At 70.9% G+C, this 18,668-nt stretch carries 21 protein-coding genes; 9 read left to right on the forward strand and 12 right to left on the reverse strand.

Going from position 1 to position 18,668, the window contains the following annotated elements:
- Nucleotides 1-70: 70 nt before the first annotated feature.
- Both ElP_RS30840 and ElP_RS30845 read right to left on the reverse strand, forming a co-directional pair.
- Entirely contained in the window at nucleotides 71-1,186 is a 1,116-nt protein-coding gene (locus tag ElP_RS30840; protein WP_145276799.1) for a M24 family metallopeptidase, read from the reverse strand.
- 40 nt (nucleotides 1,187-1,226) lie between these two features.
- Complete coding sequence (locus ElP_RS30845) at nucleotides 1,227-2,057, reverse strand: HEAT repeat domain-containing protein (protein WP_197446505.1); 831 nt, start codon at nucleotides 2,055-2,057, stop codon at nucleotides 1,227-1,229.
- Between the two features lie 277 nt (nucleotides 2,058-2,334).
- On the opposite strand from ElP_RS30845, the gene ElP_RS30850 reads away from it, so the two are divergent.
- From ElP_RS30850 to ElP_RS30860, 3 genes are read left to right on the forward strand one after another with little or no spacing between them, the layout of a single operon-like run.
- Nucleotides 2,335-2,607, forward strand: coding sequence for a DUF433 domain-containing protein (locus tag ElP_RS30850; protein WP_197446506.1), 273 nt, complete (start codon nucleotides 2,335-2,337; stop codon nucleotides 2,605-2,607).
- A 27-nt stretch (nucleotides 2,608-2,634) separates the two neighbouring features.
- Nucleotides 2,635-2,922 (forward strand): DUF4258 domain-containing protein, encoded by a 288-nt coding sequence (locus ElP_RS30855; RefSeq protein ID WP_145276805.1) that lies wholly within the window; start codon nucleotides 2,635-2,637, stop codon nucleotides 2,920-2,922.
- Nucleotides 2,923-2,924: 2 nt separating this feature from the next.
- Nucleotides 2,925-3,152 carry a hypothetical protein gene (locus tag ElP_RS30860; RefSeq protein ID WP_145276807.1) on the forward strand — a complete coding sequence of 76 codons (228 nt, stop codon included), beginning with the start codon at nucleotides 2,925-2,927 and terminating at the stop codon, nucleotides 3,150-3,152.
- Between the two features lie 33 nt (nucleotides 3,153-3,185).
- On the opposite strand, the gene ElP_RS30865 is transcribed toward ElP_RS30860, so the two are convergent.
- The 6 genes from ElP_RS30865 to ElP_RS30890 all read right to left on the reverse strand — a co-directional run bounded on the left by ElP_RS30865 (nucleotide 3,186) and on the right by ElP_RS30890 (nucleotide 8,897).
- Entirely contained in the window at nucleotides 3,186-3,926 is a 741-nt protein-coding gene (locus tag ElP_RS30865) for a creatininase family protein (RefSeq protein WP_145276808.1), read from the reverse strand.
- Nucleotides 3,927-3,970: 44 nt separating this feature from the next.
- A complete protein-coding gene (gene mgtE / locus ElP_RS30870) occupies nucleotides 3,971-5,350 on the reverse strand; it encodes a magnesium transporter (RefSeq protein WP_145276810.1) in 1,380 nt (459 codons plus the stop codon).
- 265 nt (nucleotides 5,351-5,615) lie between these two features.
- Nucleotides 5,616-6,902 (reverse strand): serine--tRNA ligase, encoded by a 1,287-nt coding sequence (gene serS, locus ElP_RS30875; RefSeq protein WP_145276812.1) that lies wholly within the window; start codon nucleotides 6,900-6,902, stop codon nucleotides 5,616-5,618.
- A 65-nt stretch (nucleotides 6,903-6,967) separates the two neighbouring features.
- Complete coding sequence (locus ElP_RS41440; protein ID WP_145279123.1) at nucleotides 6,968-7,222, reverse strand: type II toxin-antitoxin system RelE/ParE family toxin; 255 nt, start codon at nucleotides 7,220-7,222, stop codon at nucleotides 6,968-6,970.
- A gap of 31 nt (nucleotides 7,223-7,253) precedes the next feature.
- Nucleotides 7,254-7,502: an addiction module protein gene (locus tag ElP_RS30885; RefSeq protein WP_145276814.1), complete on the reverse strand. Its 249-nt coding sequence runs from the start codon at nucleotides 7,500-7,502 to the stop codon at nucleotides 7,254-7,256.
- A gap of 15 nt (nucleotides 7,503-7,517) precedes the next feature.
- Nucleotides 7,518-8,897: a dipeptidase gene (locus tag ElP_RS30890; protein ID WP_145276816.1), complete on the reverse strand. Its 1,380-nt coding sequence runs from the start codon at nucleotides 8,895-8,897 to the stop codon at nucleotides 7,518-7,520.
- A gap of 880 nt (nucleotides 8,898-9,777) precedes the next feature.
- Between ElP_RS30890 and ElP_RS30895 the strand changes: the two genes are divergently transcribed.
- On the forward strand, nucleotides 9,778-10,461 hold the full coding sequence (locus tag ElP_RS30895) for a hypothetical protein (RefSeq protein WP_145276818.1): 684 nt from the start codon (nucleotides 9,778-9,780) through the stop codon (nucleotides 10,459-10,461).
- Nucleotides 10,462-10,580: 119 nt separating this feature from the next.
- On the opposite strand, the gene ElP_RS30900 is transcribed toward ElP_RS30895, so the two are convergent.
- The 4 genes from ElP_RS30900 to ElP_RS30915 all read right to left on the reverse strand — a co-directional run bounded on the left by ElP_RS30900 (nucleotide 10,581) and on the right by ElP_RS30915 (nucleotide 13,513).
- Nucleotides 10,581-10,910 (reverse strand): DUF5615 family PIN-like protein, encoded by a 330-nt coding sequence (locus ElP_RS30900; RefSeq protein WP_197446507.1) that lies wholly within the window; start codon nucleotides 10,908-10,910, stop codon nucleotides 10,581-10,583.
- A 14-nt stretch (nucleotides 10,911-10,924) separates the two neighbouring features.
- Nucleotides 10,925-11,242, reverse strand: a complete 318-nt coding sequence (locus tag ElP_RS30905) for a DUF433 domain-containing protein (RefSeq protein WP_145276822.1) — start codon at nucleotides 11,240-11,242, stop codon at nucleotides 10,925-10,927.
- 201 nt (nucleotides 11,243-11,443) lie between these two features.
- Nucleotides 11,444-12,052, reverse strand: coding sequence for a PIN domain-containing protein (locus tag ElP_RS30910; RefSeq protein ID WP_145276824.1), 609 nt, complete (start codon nucleotides 12,050-12,052; stop codon nucleotides 11,444-11,446).
- 171 nt (nucleotides 12,053-12,223) lie between these two features.
- Nucleotides 12,224-13,513 carry an HAF repeat-containing PEP-CTERM protein gene (locus ElP_RS30915; RefSeq protein WP_145276826.1) on the reverse strand — a complete coding sequence of 430 codons (1,290 nt, stop codon included), beginning with the start codon at nucleotides 13,511-13,513 and terminating at the stop codon, nucleotides 12,224-12,226.
- A 295-nt stretch (nucleotides 13,514-13,808) separates the two neighbouring features.
- Here ElP_RS30915 and ElP_RS30920 point away from each other — a divergent pair, with 295 nt between their 5' ends.
- From ElP_RS30920 to ElP_RS30940, 5 genes are all read left to right on the forward strand, one after another.
- Nucleotides 13,809-15,143, forward strand: a complete 1,335-nt coding sequence (locus ElP_RS30920) for a hypothetical protein (RefSeq protein WP_145276828.1) — start codon at nucleotides 13,809-13,811, stop codon at nucleotides 15,141-15,143.
- Entirely contained in the window at nucleotides 15,140-16,210 is a 1,071-nt protein-coding gene (gene rlmN, locus ElP_RS30925) for a 23S rRNA (adenine(2503)-C(2))-methyltransferase RlmN (RefSeq protein ID WP_145276830.1), read from the forward strand. The genes ElP_RS30920 and rlmN overlap by 4 nt, the downstream gene beginning before the upstream one ends.
- Nucleotides 16,211-16,267: 57 nt before the next feature.
- Nucleotides 16,268-16,921: an RNA polymerase sigma factor gene (locus ElP_RS30930; protein WP_231749328.1), complete on the forward strand. Its 654-nt coding sequence runs from the start codon at nucleotides 16,268-16,270 to the stop codon at nucleotides 16,919-16,921.
- Between the two features lie 138 nt (nucleotides 16,922-17,059).
- Nucleotides 17,060-17,413 (forward strand): hypothetical protein, encoded by a 354-nt coding sequence (locus ElP_RS30935; RefSeq protein ID WP_145276832.1) that lies wholly within the window; start codon nucleotides 17,060-17,062, stop codon nucleotides 17,411-17,413.
- A gap of 459 nt (nucleotides 17,414-17,872) precedes the next feature.
- The gene (locus ElP_RS30940) at nucleotides 17,873-18,631 is read left to right on the forward strand and encodes a ComF family protein (RefSeq protein WP_145276834.1); all 759 of its coding nucleotides are present in this window, start codon (nucleotides 17,873-17,875) and stop codon (nucleotides 18,629-18,631) included.
- Nucleotides 18,632-18,668: the final 37 nt, after the last annotated feature.

Consider the following 18,668-nt stretch of genomic DNA (forward strand, 5'->3'; position numbering starts at 1 on the left):
CTCCGCTGCTCGATCGCTCGCTCTGACTGGCTGGCTCGGCGTCGAGAGGCCCGGGGCCCGATTCGACCGCTCAACCCGGGATCGGGTCGCGCCGCACGGCGTCGAGGTCGCGGGGCAGGGTCGAGAGGATCTCGTGGCCGTCGGGAGTGACGAGCACGTCGTCCTCGATCCGGATGCCGCCCCAGTCGGGCACGTAGATGCCCGGCTCGATCGTCAGGATCATCCCCGGCCTCAGCTCGTCCTCCGAGCCGATCCGCACCCGAGGCGCCTCGTGCACCTCCAGGCCGATCCCGTGCCCCAGCCCGTGGTCGAAGAACCGGCCGTAACCGGCCTCGGCGATGAACGACCGGGCCTCGGCGTCGACCTCGGCCCCCCCGACCCCCGGACGCACGGCGGAGATTGCCCGACGCTGGGCCTCCAGGACGACCCCGTACCGCTCCTCGAAGCTCGGCGACACCTTACCGGTCGCCACAACCCGCGTCAAGTCGCTCCTGTACGGCAACGGGCCCAGGCACGCCCCCCAGTCCACCAGCACGAACTCCTCCGAGCCGATCCGCACCGCCGGATCCGGCCTCGCGTGCGGCAACGCCGCCCTCGGCCCCGCCGCCACGATCGGCGGGAAGGCCGAGCCCACCGCCCCGCACCTCCTCAGGGCGAACTCCAGCGCGTCGGCCGCATCCTTCTCGGTCGACTCCCGACCCAGCCCCCCCCTCCACTCCCGGAACGCCCGCTCCGCCACGGCGATCGCCCGGCGGATCTCCGCGATCTCCCCCTCGTCCTTGATCGCCCGGGCCGCCTCGACGACCCCCGCCGTCCCCCCCAGCTCCACCGACCCGACTCCCTCCACCAGCGCCAACTGCTCGGCCACCGTCAACGACGCCGCCTCGAACCCGACCCGCCGCACGCCGAGGGCGACGATCACCGCCCCCACCTCCTGCGTCAAGGTCCGGCTCGACGGCCGGATGTGCCGCTCCAGGCCCGGGCACTCGTCGCGCAGCTGCGTGTCGAACCGGAAGTCCGACACCATCAGCACCCGGTCGAGCCCGACGATCAGCGCCGACGAATCCCCCGTGAACCCGGTCAGGTACGAGACGTTGGGCGGGTGGGTCACGAGCAGGGCGTCGAGCCCCGCCTCCCGGATCGACGACCGGACGGACTCGACTCGGCGTGCATGACGATCGGTCATCGGTTGCTCACTCGGCTCGGCATCGGTGTCGATCGGTCGCTCACGAAGCCGGCCCCGCCGCGACCTCACCCCGATGGGGTGTGAGCCGATCGAGTTGCTCGGCCGCCCATCGACGGATCTCCGGCCGATCGTCCTCGACCAGGGCTCGGAGGGCGGGGAAGGCCTTGGTCGGGGCGACCTGCTGGAGGATAAACAGCGCGAACTCCCGGCGTCGAGACTCGTCAGCTCCCAACTCCAGAATGAGCCGATCGGCGAACGGCCCCGGGACGCGTGCCCGACCGATCGTCACCTGGGCCCACGACCGGAGGGACTCGTCCTCGGAAATGAGTGCGTCGAGGACGATCGGCACGGCCTTCTCGTTCGCCCCAAGTTCGACCAACGATTCGGCCGCCGCCCGCCGGACCCCTTCATCCGGGTCGTCGAGCATCCGTTCCAGGGCGGCAACGACCTCCTTGGTGTAGGGAGACGGAGGCGGAGCGATCGACGCGAGGGCCCGGGCGGCAACGTATCGGACGTATCGGTCCTCGTCTCCGAGCAGGGGAAACAGGTGCGGGGTCGCTCGCCCCGCCCGGGGGCCGACCTGATGGAGACCGACCCCCGCGTACTCTCGGACTCGGGGGCTCGGGTCGTCCAGCGTCGCGATCAGGATCTCGACGGCCCGATCCACTTCCCAAGCGGGGATCAGGTGACTCCCGAGCGTCGACGCGGCCTCTCGACGGACGTAGACCGGCTGATCGGGCCGCAACCGCTGCGCGAGCCGACGTGTCGGGCTCCAGATGATCATCGCCCCCCACACCGCCAGGGAAACGAGCGCCACGAGGATCATCAGCGACCGAAGGCCGAGGCGGAATCGGACACGCGTGAACTTCATCGGACCACCCCCCGCCCCGCGGATGCCGAGATCAAGCCGACACGGTCCTCCGGAACCAGGACCACGATCGAGCATCATCACCCCCTGGCGAACCCGGACCACACCCCTCTGACATCTGTAGCAGAACACCGACGACTCGTCCAGGGCACACTTCTGGCGACCGTGATCCGACCGCCGATTCGTCGCGTTGCCAGCCATCCCTCCCGGCCCGATGACTGATCGAGAGGTCTCCCCTGGGCTACGATTGACCGACCCGAAACCGACTCGGAGACCAGGCATGTCGAACGCGGTCAAGACGGACCATCCGCATATCGTCCGGAGGGAGGGGGTCTGCGGGGGCGAGCCGATCGTCGACGGGCTTCGCGTCGCGGTCCGCCACGTCGCCACGCTCCATCGGCTCGGCGAATCGATCCCCGAGATTGTCGATTCCCTCGGCATCACCGAAGCCCAGGTGTTCCACTCGCTGAGCTATTATTTCGACCATCAAGACGAGATCGACTCACTCATAGCCCAGGAAGAGCAGGCCCATGCCGAATACCCCGGCACCTGACCCGCTCTTCGCCCGACGAGACTTCGGATGGGTCAGCTGTTCGAGACGATCCGGCAACTCGTCGCATCCGAGCGATACGTCGTCGGCCTGCACGCCGTGGAGCGACTCCAGGAGCGGGGCATCATGGAATGGCAGGCGGTCGCCGGCCTCGAAGACGGCCAGTTGATCGAAGAACGGCCGAGTGCCGAGCCGAATCCCGTCGTAGAAGGCCTCGAACTCCTCCCCGACGGGACGCCGATCAAGGCGGTCTGGGCGCACCTGACCCGCACCGGGGCGGCGAAACCGGTCACGGTCCACTTCTTCGATCGGCGTTGACGATGCGTATTGCCGGTGAACGGGTCCGACGCCTCCGCTGGGTCCACACCGATCGCTACGTCGTCGCGATCGAGGTCGAGGCCGTCATCCCGGCCGAAGACCCGAGCGAGCCCTGCTTCGAACCCGAGGCGGTGCAACTGCTCAGGGAGGTCGAGGAGCACGCCCGCCTCGGCGATCTCAATTGGCTCAAGCGACACGGCAAGGTGTATGAGGCCGTCGAAGCCTCCTGATCGGTAGGGTAACCGGAACCACCTTTCCGTCGATCAGCCGACCGGCATCTCCAGCACCCGATCGGCCGCCTCGACCACCTTCGGCACGATCGCCTCCAGCATCTTCCCGCCCTTCTCGGCCGAGGCGTACGACGGATAGCCCACCGCCCCTCGCTCCGTGCGACGGCCGAAGTCGACGGCGTGGAAGAGGCCCTCCGGGGCGACCCCGGGCGACGGGTCGTCCCGGATCCGGTCCTCGCGGACGAGGTCCGGCCTCAGGTGCATCATCATGGACGTCTCGATCTCGCAGGCGTGGCCCATCGACTTGCGGGGCCCCTCGCAGAGCGCCGCGATCTCCCCGGCGGCCAGCTCCCAGTAGGCGGCCCCGGTGAGCACGGCGTCGGGGAAGGCGGCGTCGAGCCGTCGAAGGGCGACGTGCAGCGGGTCGATGTTCCCCCCGTGGCCGTTGAGCAGCAGGACGCGGCGGAAGCCGTCCCGCAGGGGGGGGGTGAGGATCTCGATGAGCATCTGCTCATAGGTCGGCAACGTCGCCGTCAGGGTGCCGCCGAAGGGGAGGTGGTGCTCGCTGGCGCCCAGCCACTGCACCGGCAGCAGCAGGACCCGGTCCGGCCGGGCCGCCTCCAGCCCGTCGGCCACGGCGCCGACGAGCACGGCGTCGGTGATCACCGGCAGGTGCCCGCTGTGCTGCTCGCAGGCGGCGATCGGCGCCACCAGCACGGCCCTATCCCGGTCGATCCCCCGGATCTCGGGGGCGGTCATCTCGGCGAATCGCATCGGTGGATCATCCCTCGACGATGGGGGCCCGGGCCGGCCCCGGTTCAGGTCAACAGGTAACGGTGGATCAATCGGGCGACGGTGTAGAAGATCATCAACCCGGTGGCGTCGACGAGCGTGGAGATCAGCGGGGCCGACACCACCGCCGGGTCGATCTTCACGAGCCGGGCGACCATCGGCACCATCGAGCCGACGCCGTTGGCCCAGACGCAGATCCCCAGGATCGCCAGCGCGATCACCAGCGAGAAGGCCGGGGTGCCCCCCATCACCAGCCAGGTGAAGACGAACCCGAGCGGCCCCAGCACCAGGCCCAGGCAGAGGCCGGTCAGCGCCTCCCGGGCGATGACCCGGGCGAAGTCCCGCCTCGGGTCGACGTCCCCCAGCGCCAGCCCCCGGATCACCGTGCCCACCGTCTGGCTGCCGGCGTTCCCCCCGGTGCCGATCAGCAGCGGGATGAACGTCTCGAACTTGATGCCGGGGTACCGGGCCGACACCCCCCCGAAGGTATTCACGACCACCCCCGTGATCGCCCCGCCGCCGAAGAGCAGCAGCAACCAGCCAAACCGCCGCTTCACGGCGGTCATGATCCCCTCCTCCCCCGGGTCGTCGTCGGCCTCGGCCGCGTCGTAATCGACGGCCCCGAAGCGGAGCAGGTCCTCCGACTGCTCCTCCCGGAGGATGTCCAGCGCGTCGTCGTGGGTGACGATGCCGACGAGCATCTCCGACGGGTCCACGATCGGCAGGGCGAGCAGGTCGTACTGGGCGATCTTCCGGGCCACCTCCTCGCGGTCGTCCTCCACGTGGGCCCGGATCGGGTCGGCCTGCATCACGTCCTCGACCCGGGCCGTGGGGCGGGCGAGGATCAACGCCTGCAGGCTGATCGTCCCGATCAGGCGTCGCTGGTGGTCGACCACGAAGCTCGTCAGGATCGTCTCCCGGTCGGGGGCCTCCTTGCGGAGGTGGTCGATCGCCTCGCGCACGGAGACGAACGGCGGCACGGTGGCGTAGTCGGTGGTCATCACCGACCCGGCCGTGCCCGCCTCGTACTCGGTGAGGCGGCGGATGTCGTCCCGCTCGGCCTGGGCCATCCGGCGGAGGATCAGCTCGGCGCGGTCGGCGTCGAGCCGGCCGACGAGGTCGGCCCGGTCGTCGTGCGGCATGTCCCGCAGCAGCGCCGCGGCGTCGACCGGGGTCATCTTCTCGACGAGCTCGAGCTGGTGGTCGAGGTCGAGGTAGCTGACGATCTCGGCCCGGGCCCTCGGCTCCAGGAGCCGGAGGACCGCCTCCGCCTCCCCCGCCGGCAGGTCCTCGATCAGCTCCGCCTGCCTCGCCGGCGGGTAATCCTCCAGGAACTCGCGGACCGCCGCCGCATGGCCGTCGCTGATCAGCTCTCTCAGGTCGGGCAGCAGCAACGCGTTCCGCATCGGCACTCCTGGTCAGCGGCGAGGGCGGGGCGGGGCCGTCTTGTCTTGTCGACTTCCGCGACGGTCGGATCCGGGAGCGGGCGGGGGACCCCGGCCGCCTCCTCCCGGGTGCAGGCACCGCGCGGCTCGGAGTCGGGGGACGTGAACCCGCGGGGCACCTCGCGCGGGGCGGCGCGGCGGGCGGCGGCCTCGAAGGCCGACATCCCGGCGGAGCACCGCCCGTCGCCGCGGTCGGTCGTCGTCACGTCCGGGCCCCCCGATCGCCTCAGCCGATCACGTCCTTGCCCATGATCGGCCGCAGCACCTCCGGCACGTCCACCTTGCCGTCGGCCCGCTGGTAGTTCTCCAGGATGACGATGATCGCCCGGCTCAGCGCGATCGCCGTCCCGTTGAGCGTGTGGACATACTTGGTGCCTTTCTGCCCCTCGGGCCGGTAGCGGATGCCCAGCCGACGGGACTGGTAGTCGGTGCAGTCGGAGGTGCTCGTCACCTCGCCGTACTCGCCGCCGTCCCCCCGGCCGGGCATCCAGGCCTCGAGGTCGTACTTGCGGTAGGCGGGGCCGCCGAGGTCCCCCGAGCAGATGTCGACCACGCGGTAGGGGATCCCCAGCCCGGTGAAGATCTCCTCCTCGATCGCCAGCATCTGCTCGTGCATCGCGCCGGACTGGTCCGGCACGGTATAGGCGAACATCTCCACCTTCGTGAACTGGTGGACGCGATAGAGCCCCCGGCTGGCCCGGCCCGCCGCGCCCGCCTCGGTGCGGAAGCAGTGGGAGACGCCGACGTACTTGATCGGCAGCCTGGACTCGTCGAGCAGCTCCTCGGCGTGCATGCCCCCCAGGGTGATCTCGGCCGTGCCGATCAGGCAGAGGTCCGAGTCCTCCACCGAGTAGACCTGCGTCTCCTCCCCCCTCGGGTTGAAGCCGATCCCCTCGAGGATCTGCACCCGGGCCAGGTCCGGCGTGACGATCGGCGTGAAGCCGTGCGTGATGAGCGTCCGCACCGCGAACTGCTGCAAGGCCAGCTCCAGCAGCACCGCGTCATTCTTCAGGAAATAGAAGCCCGACCCCGAGACCTTCGACCCCGCCTCGAAGTCGATCAGGTCCAGCGCCTTGCCGATCTCGACGTGGTCCCGCACCGGGAAGTCGAAGGCCTTCGGCGTGCCGACCTCGCGGATCTCCCGGTTCGCCCCCTCATCCCGGCCGATCGGGGCGTCCGGGTGGGTCATGTTCGGCACCCGCCCGAGCCGGGCCTCGACCTCCTGCTCCAGGGCCCGGAGCGAGTCCTCCCGGTCGGCCACGTGCTGCTTGAGGTTCTTCCCCTCGGCGATCAGCTCGGCCCGCTTCTCCGGATCCTTCTCCTTGCCGGTCGCCTGCGCCACCTCGTTCTGCCGCTGCCGGACGGACTCGACCTCCTGGAGCAGCTCGCGACGCCGGGTCTCCAGCGCCACGACCTTCTCCAGGTCCTCGATCACGTCGGCCGGCACGTTGCGGTCGACGCAGTTCTGCTTCACCGCGTCGACGTTGTTCAGGACGTATTTCAGGTCGAGCATGGGCAGGCCCTGTGGCGATGCGAAGCGACCGATCCACCTTGGTTCGGGATCGGGGCGTTCGCATCTCAGATGCGATCCTTCCAGTGGTCGGGATCGCGATGCAGATGAGTGATCGAGACGACGAGAACGTGATCCAGGTGCACCTGATAGACGACGCCGTAGGGGAAACGGCGGACGAGGCATCGCCTCGCATTCCTGCTGATCTGATGGCCGCTCTCCGGCTGCCGGGCGATCCGATCGATCGTCGTCTGGATCTCATCGGCGACCCCTCGCCGAGCCCCTGTCGCTGGGAGTCGTAATGGCGGGTGGCCTGCCGGAATCCGGTCCGCGCCGCCCTCAAGAAGCGGATGGTCACGGGTGCCTCAGCTCCTCCCTGACCTCCCTGAACACCTCCTCGGCCGGGATCGAATCCAGTTCCCCTGAGTCATGGGCCGCGATCCGAGATTCGGCCTCCTCGGCGATGAGCCGATCGATCCGCGGATCGATCGGGGCCAGGCTCGCGAGCAGAGACTCCGCGAGGATCGCCCGATCCTGCTCGGACAGCGCCAGTGCGTCGGAAAGCAGGCGATGGAGCTCCGGCGAGAGCGTCACATTCGGCATCGTCGATCCTCCCATTCAAACCTTCTCCGCCAGCTCGGCGATCAGGTGCGCCGCCGACTTGATCCCCCGGTGGAAGTCCTCGATCGAGAACTTCTCGTTGGGGCCGTGCAGGTTGTCGTCGTTCTGGCCCCAGCCGAGCAGGAGCGTGTCGACGCCCAGGTGCTGCTTGATCAGGCCCACCACCGGGATGGAGCCCCCTTCCCGGATCAACACCGGCCGGACGCCGAAGCCCGACTCCACCGCCCTCATCGCCGCCTCGACCCCCGGGTTCCCCTTCGCCTCCACGATCACCGCCGGCGCCCCCTGCATCGCCTTCAGGGTGTACGTCACCCCGGGGGGGCAGGCCGCCTCCAGGTGCGCCTCCAGCCGCGCTTGCACCGCCTTGGGCGTCTGGTCCGGCACCAGTCGGAAGCTGAACTTCGCCCCGGCCAGGCGGGGGAGCACCGTCTTGGGCCCGGGGCCGGCATAGCCCCCCCAGATGCCGTGGACGTCGCAGGTCGGCCGCGCCCACTTGCGTTCGAGCGTCGAGTACCCCGCCTCGCCGAAGACGGCGGGCACCGCCAGGTCGGCCCGGAACTCCTCCTCGGAGAAGGGCAAGGCGGCGAACTCCTTCCGCTCCCAGTCCTCCAGCGGCCGGACCTCGTCGTAGAAGCCGGGGATCGCGATCCGGCCGTCGGCGTCCTTCAAGGAGGCGAGGATCGTCGCCAGCGCGTTCAGCGGGTTCTGCACGGCGCCGCCGAAGGTGCCGGAGTGCAGGTCCCGATCGGCCCCCTCGACGATCAGCTCGAAGTAGGCCAGCCCCTTCAGGCCGTAGGTGATCGCCGGGCGCCCCCTGGCGAACTGGCTGGTGTCGGAGACCACGGCGTAGTCGCAGGCCAGCAGCTCGGGGCTCCCGGCCATGAGCGTCTCGAGGTTCTCGCCGCCGACCTCCTCCTCCCCCTCGATCACGAACTTCAGGTTGATCGGCAGCTCGCCCGCCCCCTTCAGCCACGCCTCGGCGGCCTTCAGGTGGGTGAACATTTGCCCCTTGTCGTCGGTGGCCCCCCGGGCGTAGAGGTTGCCGTCGCGCTCGGTCGGCTCGAACGGGGGGGAGTCCCAGGGTTCGAGCGGCTCGGGCGGCTGCACGTCGTAGTGGCCGTAGACCAGCAGCGTCGGCTTGCCGGGCGCGTCCAGCTTCCGGCCGAAGACGATCGGATGCCCCCTGGGGAACTCGATCAGCTCGGCCTGCACGCCCATCGCCTCCAGGTCCCCGCGGACGAACTCGGCGGCGCGTCGGGTGTCGGCGTCGTGCTCGGGCTGGGCGCTGACGCTCGGGATCCGCAACAGGTCCTTGAGCTGCTCCTCGAACCGGCTGCGGTGCTCGGCCAGGTAGGCGTCGACCCGATCGATGGCCATCGTCGGCATCCTTCCTTCGCTCTCGACGGTTCGGATCCACTCGAATCGGCCCGGGGGGCCCGGGTCGGCCGAGCCGCCGGGGCAGGACGGCGGACGGGGCTCGCGTCCCGGGACGCGGGGCGGCCGGGGAAGGACCATTGTAGCCCGCCGGGGCCGTCACCGCGACGGCCCTCAACGGCAATCGCCCCCCGGTCGGGCCGGCCCTCGCCCCGGCCGCCGTGTTACCGGATCGCGACGGGAGGCTCACCCCATTTCATCCATTTCTCCCAATCGCCACAATCGCACCCCGATCCCACTGACCCGACCCGGGTGGGTCGGTGAATTCCCGACCCGCCCGTCGTATCGTGGAAATGGGAAGGCATCCACCCAAGACGATCCCCGGCCCTCCCAGATCTTGCAAATTGTACCAGCGGGCCCGACCCGACCCCGGGAACCGGAATGCCCAGATTTCGACTCAAGTCTCGCCCCGATCGGGCCGAAGGGTCGGATCTCGCCCGCCCCGGAGTCCAGTGGCATACCGCTTGCATTAGGGGAAGGTCGCTCGGTGCCGAGCCCGACCATGCGGCAGGGCGGACGACCATCCGCAATGCTTCGGCCCGGCCCCTGGTTCCCCTCCAATGAGTTTTCCTCCGCGGGCCAGTTTTCGACCCTTCTGCATGGTATATATAGGAGAACGGCAATCGAGCGGTGCCAACGGGAGGGCAGCCGTTCCCGGGGAGGAGGATCGTGCCGATCCCTCCCTCTCGGAAGCGGCGCCGGGCAGGTCCATGGGATGGCGAAGGTTCGGGGCCCCTGTCCCCGATGCTGCCCGGCCGACGCGGTCCGAGGTCGGTCCCGGATCCGTGGTGAATCCGGCTCGCGAGGAGGGGGACCCTTTCCGATGAGCTTCCTGCAACGATTTATCGAACGCGTGCTGCGAACCAATACCACTCGCATGCCCCGAACCAGCTTCGACGACCTCAGCCAGGAGGAGCTCGACGCCCACCTCCAGGTCGGCCGCTACGGCGACTTCGCGCTGACCGATGCCATCCGGCCCTCCTTCGGGCTGGACATCATCCCCCGCGAGGGCTACCGCCGGGACCTCTACCGGGACCCCGAGAGCGGCAACACCATGCCCGTGCTCGCCGCCTCGGTGTCGTCCGACAAGCTGTTCGAGGTCTTCATGGACCTGCTCGACCCCCTGGGCGAGGAGATCGACGTGGTCATGGAGTCGAGCCACGACTCCGAGCCCGGCCAACACGCCGACCTCTACCGCGAGCACATGGACACCGTCATCTTCAAGAGCACCCTCTACGACTACGAGGAGCTGCTCCTGAACGACGGCTGCACCGGCGTCGCCGCGCTCAACCCCGACGGGCCGATGGAAGTCCAGTTCGACGAGCACAAGCTCCTGTTCGTCTACGCCCACGACCTCGAGCCCTTCGAGGAGGTCCTCCGAGACCACGGCCTGAGGCGGGACGACACCATCAAGTTCATCTCCGAGGCCGAGCACCTGCACTCCACCGACGACGTCTACCGCGAGCAGTTCGACGAGCTCCGCTACCGCATGGGCATCGACGTCTGACCGCTCCCCCTCCCCCTCCGCAAGCAAACCCACGACCTCGGACCGGGGCGCCCTCGCGGCGCCCCGTTTCGTTTCCCTCCCTGGCACGACCCGGCGGACTGTCGGGGCAACACGCCGATTCAAAGCGGCAGGTACTCGACCCGATTGCGGATGTCGTCCTCGTCGAGGACGTTCGCGACCAGTTCCAGGTCACGGATCGCCTTGCCGACGGTCAAGTCCAGCGATCGAGCGAAGATCAGGCCGGCGAAGCCACGCCCATCGCCCTGCCAGCGGTGGGCGATCGCCAGGTGGTCGTCATCCTGGGTGAACAGCACGCGGCCGAGATCGGTCGCACGGCCCAGGAGCCGCACGTCATCCCAGTCCGCCGTGCCGTCTTCGAGGCACGTCACGATGTCGGTCCCCCGCCGCCGAAGCCCTCGGGTGATGGCGACGTCGATGTGATGATCCATATACAGCCGGAGGCTCACGGGATCAGGCCCCGCTCCCGGAGCCTCCGGCGCCCCGGGGACTCCTCCGAGGCCGACTCCGCCCGGAGCCGATCCACCCGGCGATGCCGCTCCTCCAGGTCGCGGTCCATCTCGTCCTTGTGGTCGTAGTAATACGCCAGCGCCGAGTGGATCTGACCCAGCGTCAGCCCGGGGTGGTGCCGCCGGATCTCCTCCGCGTCCCGGCCGTGGGCGACGTGGTCCTGGGCGATCAAACGCACCTTGAACCGGGTCCCCGAGACGATCGGCCTGCCCTGCTCGTCCGGCTCGATGTGGGCATAAGTCACCGCGGACATGGCATGCTCCCCCGACGGGCGTCGACCCCGACCGCTCCTGCGACCATCATCGCACCGGCCGACTCGCCCGGTCAATTCCGACACGCCCGCCCCCTCGACGCCGCCCGGAGCGCCATCCCCGCCGCGCCCACCGGTTATCAAATGGTTGAGTGATCCAAGTTATCTCGTTTCATTTGCCCACCCCACCGGGATCCGTCCGGATCACACGCCGACCGACGGCGCATAGGTCACGTCGTTCCCGACGATCGAGACGCTCCCCCGGTTTACCAGCCCCCGCACGACGGCCGAGACCTCGTCGTCGTTCAATCGGCCCAGGAACAGCGACGAGATCGTCCCGTTCAGCGTCTTGATCGACGCGGGCTTGGTCGCCTTCATCTGCCGCAGCCGCCCCAGCGCCACGTCGAGTCGCTGCGCCGGCGTCCTCGCGTTCAGAACCCGGACGATCGGGATCTCGCCGATCGCCGCAAACCGCTGCGCGGAGCTCCGGACTCCCCTGAGGTGCTCGATCAGCGGGTCGAACCCCGAGTCCTTCGAGATGATGTGGAAGAACGCCGTCGGCTCCGTCGCCGAGAGCCGCCCGATGTAATACGAGATGTGGAAGTCGAGCGCATTCGGGCCGTTCCCCGAGATCCGGACGTACTCGGCCCGGCACCCCATCCGCTGCACCGAAGCCACGAACTCGAACGGGATCTTCGCCTGGCTCGCCCCCACGAACACGATCAGCCGGAAGCACTCGTCCGCCAGCAACTCCGCCGAGTCCGGCCGGACGTTCTCGAAGTCGACGAGCACGTAGTTTGGGCGCACAACCACCCCCCCGTCGGCCGGTGTCCCGCCCTTCCGGGGTCCCGCCACCCCGGACGGATTCGGGCCTGGTCAATGGGGAATCGTAGTCCACCCCGGCCCCGATCGCCCCCGGAGCGTCCGGCCTCCCGGCGCCCTTCGATCGATCGGGGCCTCGTGTCGGGATGGCCGGCTTCGGGTTCAACGCCGACGGCCCCGCCGCCTCGACGCCGCCCAGAGCGCCAGCCCCGCCGCCAAGACGGCCAACGTCGCCGGCTCGGGGACCTGGGGGGCGATCGGCAGGGCGTGGCCCTTGGGAGTGAGCAGGAACGAGCTGAACTCCCTGTCGAGGCTGACCCCCTCGGCCACGATCGCGCCCCAGTCGTTGATCCCCTTCGCGGAGGTCAGCAGCCAGCCGGGCCCGAGGTCGACCAGGTCGTTCAGGTCGATCAGCTCGCCGTCCTCGTACAGGAAGGCGCCGGTCCCCGGGAGGTAGAGGCCTTCCCACTCCGGCCCGCGGTCGATCGTCGATTGCCCGACCACCTGCCCCAGCTCGTTCAGGTCGAACGCCTCGCTGAACGGCGTCGCCCAATCCCGCCCACCCAGGATCCCGAGGTCGGTCATCTGCCCCTCGTCATAGAGGAAGGCGTGCGACTCGGGGATCGGCCCGCCGGAGATCGTCGACGTGCCGATGACCTGCCCCCGGTCGTTGAGCTTGACCGCCCTGCTGTGCTCGCCGCCGAGCGTGCCCAGCTCGATCAGCGGCGCCCCCGGGTCGGCGGTCGTGAGGAACACTCGACCGGAGCCGGAATCGGTCGTCGAGTCCCCAACGACCTGGCCCCGGTTGTTGACGTCCGCCGCCACGCTCGAAGGCCCGCCGAGCGTGCCCAGCTCGTGCATCCGCCCGTCCCGGACGACGAAGCCCCGGCGGTGGGGGAGGTACTCGCCGTGCTCCGGCAGGTCGTAAAACCCGACCACGTCCCCGGCGTCGTTGATCCCGGTCGCCTGGGACGAGTACCTCGGCCCGTGGGGCCCGACCAGCCCCTCCACCTCCCCACCCCGGTCGACGAACCCGCGCACGTGGCGGCCGCCATACGCCGGGAAGACCTCGACGTCGCCGGCCCCGTCGCCGACGAAATCCCCGGCCTCGTTGAGGTCCCTCGGCATGCTCCGGGCAGGCGGGAAGGGGTACCCGGCGGGGCGGTCCTCGATCGGCGTCAGCGGCTCGATGTCCCGCAGGTCCCCGGCGTTCGGGCCGTAGGCGTCGTACACGAACCCCCGAGGCGCCAGCGGGACGGCGTTGTCATTGGTCGGTGTGTGATGGCCGATCACCCGCCCGGCATTGTTGATGTCGACCACCGACCGCTGGCCCAGCTTCGTGGCCACGTACCGGCCCGTCTCGATCGCCCCGGCCGTTGCCTCCTGGGCCGAAACCGCCAGCGCCGCCGCGAACGGCAGCATCCATCGGACGATCCGCACCACCTTGCCCATGGTCGCCTCCTTGCCCGGCCCTCGGGCCGCACCGGCCCGCCGTCATCCCCACGGCGTCGGCCCTCCGCGCATGCACGCGGCGACGGACGATAGCGGGACGATCGACAACCGTCAATCGATCCTCATCCGGCGGAAAACGTGCTTAAACTCCGCGCTTGCCACGATCATTAAGGAAGACGGGGCGTTTCGGACCCGACCGATCGCCGTCCACCGCCTCGACGCCCCCCGGGCCCCGAGCCCCTGGCCCGAACCGCCCCCGCACCATCTGGCACGCACCAACTGGAGCCCTCCCGACATGGCCGCCGAGACGCACCCTTCCGAGACGCAGGCCGAGGCCAACCGGCGCAATGCCCTGAAGTCGACCGGCCCGAAGACTGCCGAGGGCAAGGAGCGGAGCCGTCGCAACGCGATGCGGCACGGCTTCGCCGCCGAGGCGCTCGTGCCCGAGCAGGACCGGGGCGCGCTCGACGCGGCGGTCGCCCGCTGGCGGAAGGAGGCCGGGCCCGACAACGTCGTCGAGGAGCACCTGGTCCTCCGCGCCGCCGTCAACTCGGTCACGCTCCGGAGGATCGAGCGGGCCAAGGAGGCCACCCGGGAGGAGACCGCGCGTGAGGCCGTCCGGCGCTGGGAGGAGAAGCTCAGGCACCGGGCCCGCAAGAAGGCGCAAATGCTCACCTTCGACCCGAGCAACGTCGTGATGGACCTGGAGTCCACCGCCTTCGGCTGCGAGTGGATGATCCGCCAGTGGCAGCAACTGGAGGCCCCCTTGCGGATCGGGGCCTCCTGGGACTTCAAGGCGATCCGAAAGGCCCAGAACCTGCTCGGCCTGCCCGACGGCCAGCCCGGCCCCGCCGCCGAGGAGTCCGTCCGGCTGCTCTGGCTCCTCGCCGCCGCCGCCATGCCGGGCCTGTTCGCCGCCCTCCCCCGCCTGGAGGCCGAGCGGCACCTGCCCGACGGCTCCGACCCCGTCTCCGCGGTCCTCGCCCTCCGGGGGTTCATCGGCGACCAGGTCGACCGCCTGATCGCGCTCCGGGACGAAGCCTGGGAGGCCGTCGAGGGCCCCGAGCGCCGGGCCGTCGCGATGGGGGCCGCCGCCGGGGACACGTCGAAGGACGGCCAGCTCCGGCACCGCTACGAGGTCGCGGCCGACCGCTCGGCCAACGCCGCCGTCCGGCTGTTCCTCAACCTCCGGGACCGCCGACGCCGGGAGATCCTCACGATCGCCCGGGAGGCCAGGGACATCGGCATCCCCCGGGCCCCCGTCGGCGGCGGCTGGTGGCGCGAGGCCGACTCCGCCCCCGCCCCCCCCGGCTTCGAGCGCATCGGCTCCTCGCCGACGCCCCCCGAACCCCCGGCGCCCGCCGGGCCGCCCCCCGTGCCCGCATCCTCGGCCGCCCCGGCGCGGAACGAAGCCATTTCCGGCGGCGATTCGGGCGAAAATCCCGAGAGTAAACCCAATCAATCAAACGACTTGCGGAACGACCCCACCGAACGCCCCTCCGGCGCACCGGGGCGCACCGACCGCCCGATTCGCCCCGATCGATCGGCCCCCCGCTTCTCCCCCGGGGCCGGTCGTGCGATAATTCCGGGCACCGAAATCGACCCCAGGGACCCCCGACGAGCCCCATGAAACGCCCCCTGCTCGACGCCCCGACCGCCGAACTCGCCTCCTGGATGCTCGAACGGGGCCACCCCCCGTACCGGGCCCGACAGGTCGTGCGCTGGGTCTTCGACCGCCGGGCCGAGTCGTTCGACGCGATGAGCGACCTGCCGAAGGGGCTCCGGGCCGAACTCGACGCCGAATGGATCGTCTTCGGCACGACCCTGGCCCACCACCACGTCTCCCCCGACGGGACCGACAAGCTCCTGCTCCGCTGCCAGGACGGCCGGACCGTCGAGTGCGTCCTGATGGCCGAGGGGGACCGCCGCACGGTCTGCATCAGCTCGCAGGTCGGCTGCGGCATGGGCTGCGTCTTCTGCGCCAGCGGGCTGAAGGGGGTGGAACGCAACCTCACCACCGCCGAGATCCTGGAGCAGGTCCTCCGATCGCGCAATATGCTTCCGCCGGACGACCGGCTCACGAACCTCGTGGTGATGGGGATGGGGGAGAGCCTGGCGAACCTGGACAACCTGATCCCGGCCCTGGACCGACTCTGCTCCCCCGAGGGGCTGAACTTCGGCCAGCGGAGGGTGACGATCTCCACCGTAGGCCTGCCTGAGAAGATGCGGAAGCTCGCCGACCTGGACCGGCAGTATCACCTGGCGGTCTCCCTGCACGCCCCGACCCCCGGGCTCCGGGACGAGCTGGTGCCGATCAACGCCAAGGTCGGCCTCGGCCCGGTCATGGAGGCGGCCGACGCCTACTTCCGGATGACCGGACGGCAGGTCACCTTCGAATACGTCCTGCTCGCCGACCTGAACGACCGCCCCGAGGACGCCGAGGCCCTCGGCGCGCTCCTGGTCGGCCGCAAGGCGCACGTGAACCTGATCCCGTACAACCCGGTCGCCGGCCTGCCCTACCGCCGCCCCTCGGCCGACTCGATCCGGCGGTTCGAGCGGATCGTCGAGGGGCGGGGGGTCAGCGTCAGCGTCCGCAAGACCAAGGGCCGGGAGATCGACGCCGCCTGCGGCCAGCTCCGCCGCCGGTCCCAGGCCGACGCCGAGGGCCCGACGGTGGTGCCCTTCGGCCGTCCCTGACCCGATCCGACCCGATCCGACCCGACCCGATCCCCAGCAGCCGGAAGGACCGACCCCGTGGCATCGACCGGCGGACCGAGCCCGAGCCAGGCCCTCGCGCAGCAGCTCTCGGCCAGGGATCCCGACGTCCAGCTGATGCTCCAGGTCCGCGACGACGTGCAGGGGGCCTTCGAGGTGCTCGTCCGGCGCTACCAGGACCGCCTGATCGGCGTGCTCACCCACCTCGTCGGCGACCCGGGCGACGCCGAGGACCTGGCCCAGGAGGTCTTCCTCCGCATCTACCGGGCCCGCAAGGGCTACAAGCCGCAGGCGAAGTTCTCGACCTGGCTGTTCACGATCGCCAACAACCTGGCCCTGAACCACCTGAGGGGCAAGGGCCGACGCCCCTCCGGCCCGCTCGACCCCGGCACCGACAGCCGCCCCGCCCTGCCCGCCTCCGAGCGGGTAGCCGCCCCCGACGGCACCCCGTCGGGCCAGCTCCGCCAGTCGGAGCTGGAGGGGGTCGTCCGGGAGGCCGTCGGCACCCTGGCGGACGACCAGCGGCTGGCCGTGTTGCTCAACAAGTTCGAGGACATGAGCTACGCCGAGATCGCCGCCGTGATGAACCGCTCCGAGGCCGCCGTCAAGTCCCTGCTCGCCCGGGCCCGGATGGAGCTGCGGGCCCGCCTCGAGCCGTACCTGCGGTCCGGGGACCGGGCGGCGACCTCCTGAACGGCGAGGCCGCGCGGCCCGGGTCGGCATGGACGTTGCTCGGAGGGGATCCCCGGAACGCGACGAGCCGGGGCCCTCGGCCGGGCCGGATCCGTCCGTCGGCCGCGTCGCGACATCGACCGCAACCCGAATGAGCCCATGACCATGATCCAGAAGCTGCTGCACCTGGGACTCGCCCTCGGCCTCGTCGCCTTCGCCGGCTGCGGCGTCGAGAGCGAGACGACCCTCAAGGACATGCCCTCGCCCTCCGAGGGCGCCGCCGTCACCAACGAGAACCCGAGCTCCCCGACCATCGACGTCCCCGCCACCCCCGCCGACGAGGGGGCGACCTCCGAGGGCATGGGCACCGGCGCCGTGGTCCCGCCCTCGGACGTGACCTCCGAGGACGCCACCACCGCCCCCGAGGAGTTCGAGGAGCCCGTCGAACCCGCCACCCCCGCCGACGAGCCCGCCCCCTCCGGCGACGAGCCCGCCGAGGAGCCGCAGGGCTGACCCTCCCCGTCTCCCCGACGGTCGAACAAACCGGCCGACCAACCTCGGGCCGCCGAGGGCCGACATCGCCCCGGCGGCCCGCCCTGCGTCCTTCTCCGGCACGCCGACCGGCCCGGGTGACCGGAATCGGCCAATTCCCCGATCATGAAGCCAACGGGGAAGCCGGTCGCCGATCCGCCCCGCTCCCCCCCACGACCCGACCCGATCCGACCTAATCCCTCCGCCTCCTCGATGGATCCCCCGAGAGCGTCCGCCCCGTCCCCCGCCGTCGGGCAACCGCCATCCCCCTTCGGTCCCTCCCCATCGAGGCCGCCCGATGCCTTCCGCCACCGACGACCGTCCCCCCCTTCCCCCTTTTCCCCCGCGCCGCCAGAATGGAGGCCGCCGGGATCGGGGAGGGGCGCCGACCGGGGGAGGCTCCCCGGGCCGTCGGTCCCGGCGGCTCAGGGCGGTCGGGCGATGGGCCAGGGCCGGGAGGGTGAAGGGCGATTCGCCGGACCGGGCCTCGGCCGATGGCTCGGCGAGGCCGTCGGCGGCCTCGCCTTCCCGGGCGACTGCCTGGTCTGCGACGGCCCGACCGGCGACCGGCTCGCGCCGGTCTGCCCCGAGTGCCGGGGCGAATTGCTCGACGCCTCCGGGCCGTCCTGCCCCCGATGCGCCCTGCCGGTCGGCCCGTATGCCGGCTGCGGCTGGTGTGCCGGCCGGCCCCTGGGGTTCGACCGGGCCGTCGCCCTCGGCCCGTACCAGGGGCCGATCCGCCACCTCTGCCTCCGGCTCAAACGCCGGGAGGGGGCCTGGATCGCCCCCGGGATGGCCGACCTGCTGGTCGAGGCCCGGGGGGAGGAGATCCGGGGCCTCGGCGCCTCGGCGGTCGTCCCGGTCCCGCTGCACTGGCGGAAGCGCTGGCGTCGCCGCTACGATCAGGCCGAGGCGCTGGCCGCCTGCCTGGCCGATCGCCTCGGGCTGCCGGTGGCCCGGCCGCTGCGCCGGGTCCGGGCCACCGAGGCGCTCTGGCGGCTCGGCCGGGCCGAGCGCCGGCGCCTCCTGCGGGGGGCGTTCCGGGCCGACCCCCGACGGCTGGGGGGCCTGCCGGGCAGGCCGGTGCTGCTGGTCGACGACATCCTGACGACCGGCGCCACCTGCGGGGCCGCGGCCCGGGCCCTGAAGGCCGCCGGGGTCGGACCGGTGGCGGTCGTGGTCCTCGGGCGGGCCGAGTGACGAGACCGGACGAATCCCAGGCGAGGCGGGGGAGGCG

Source organism: Tautonia plasticadhaerens (genome assembly GCF_007752535.1).
GTDB classification, from domain to species: Bacteria; Planctomycetota; Planctomycetia; order Isosphaerales; family Isosphaeraceae; genus Tautonia; species Tautonia plasticadhaerens.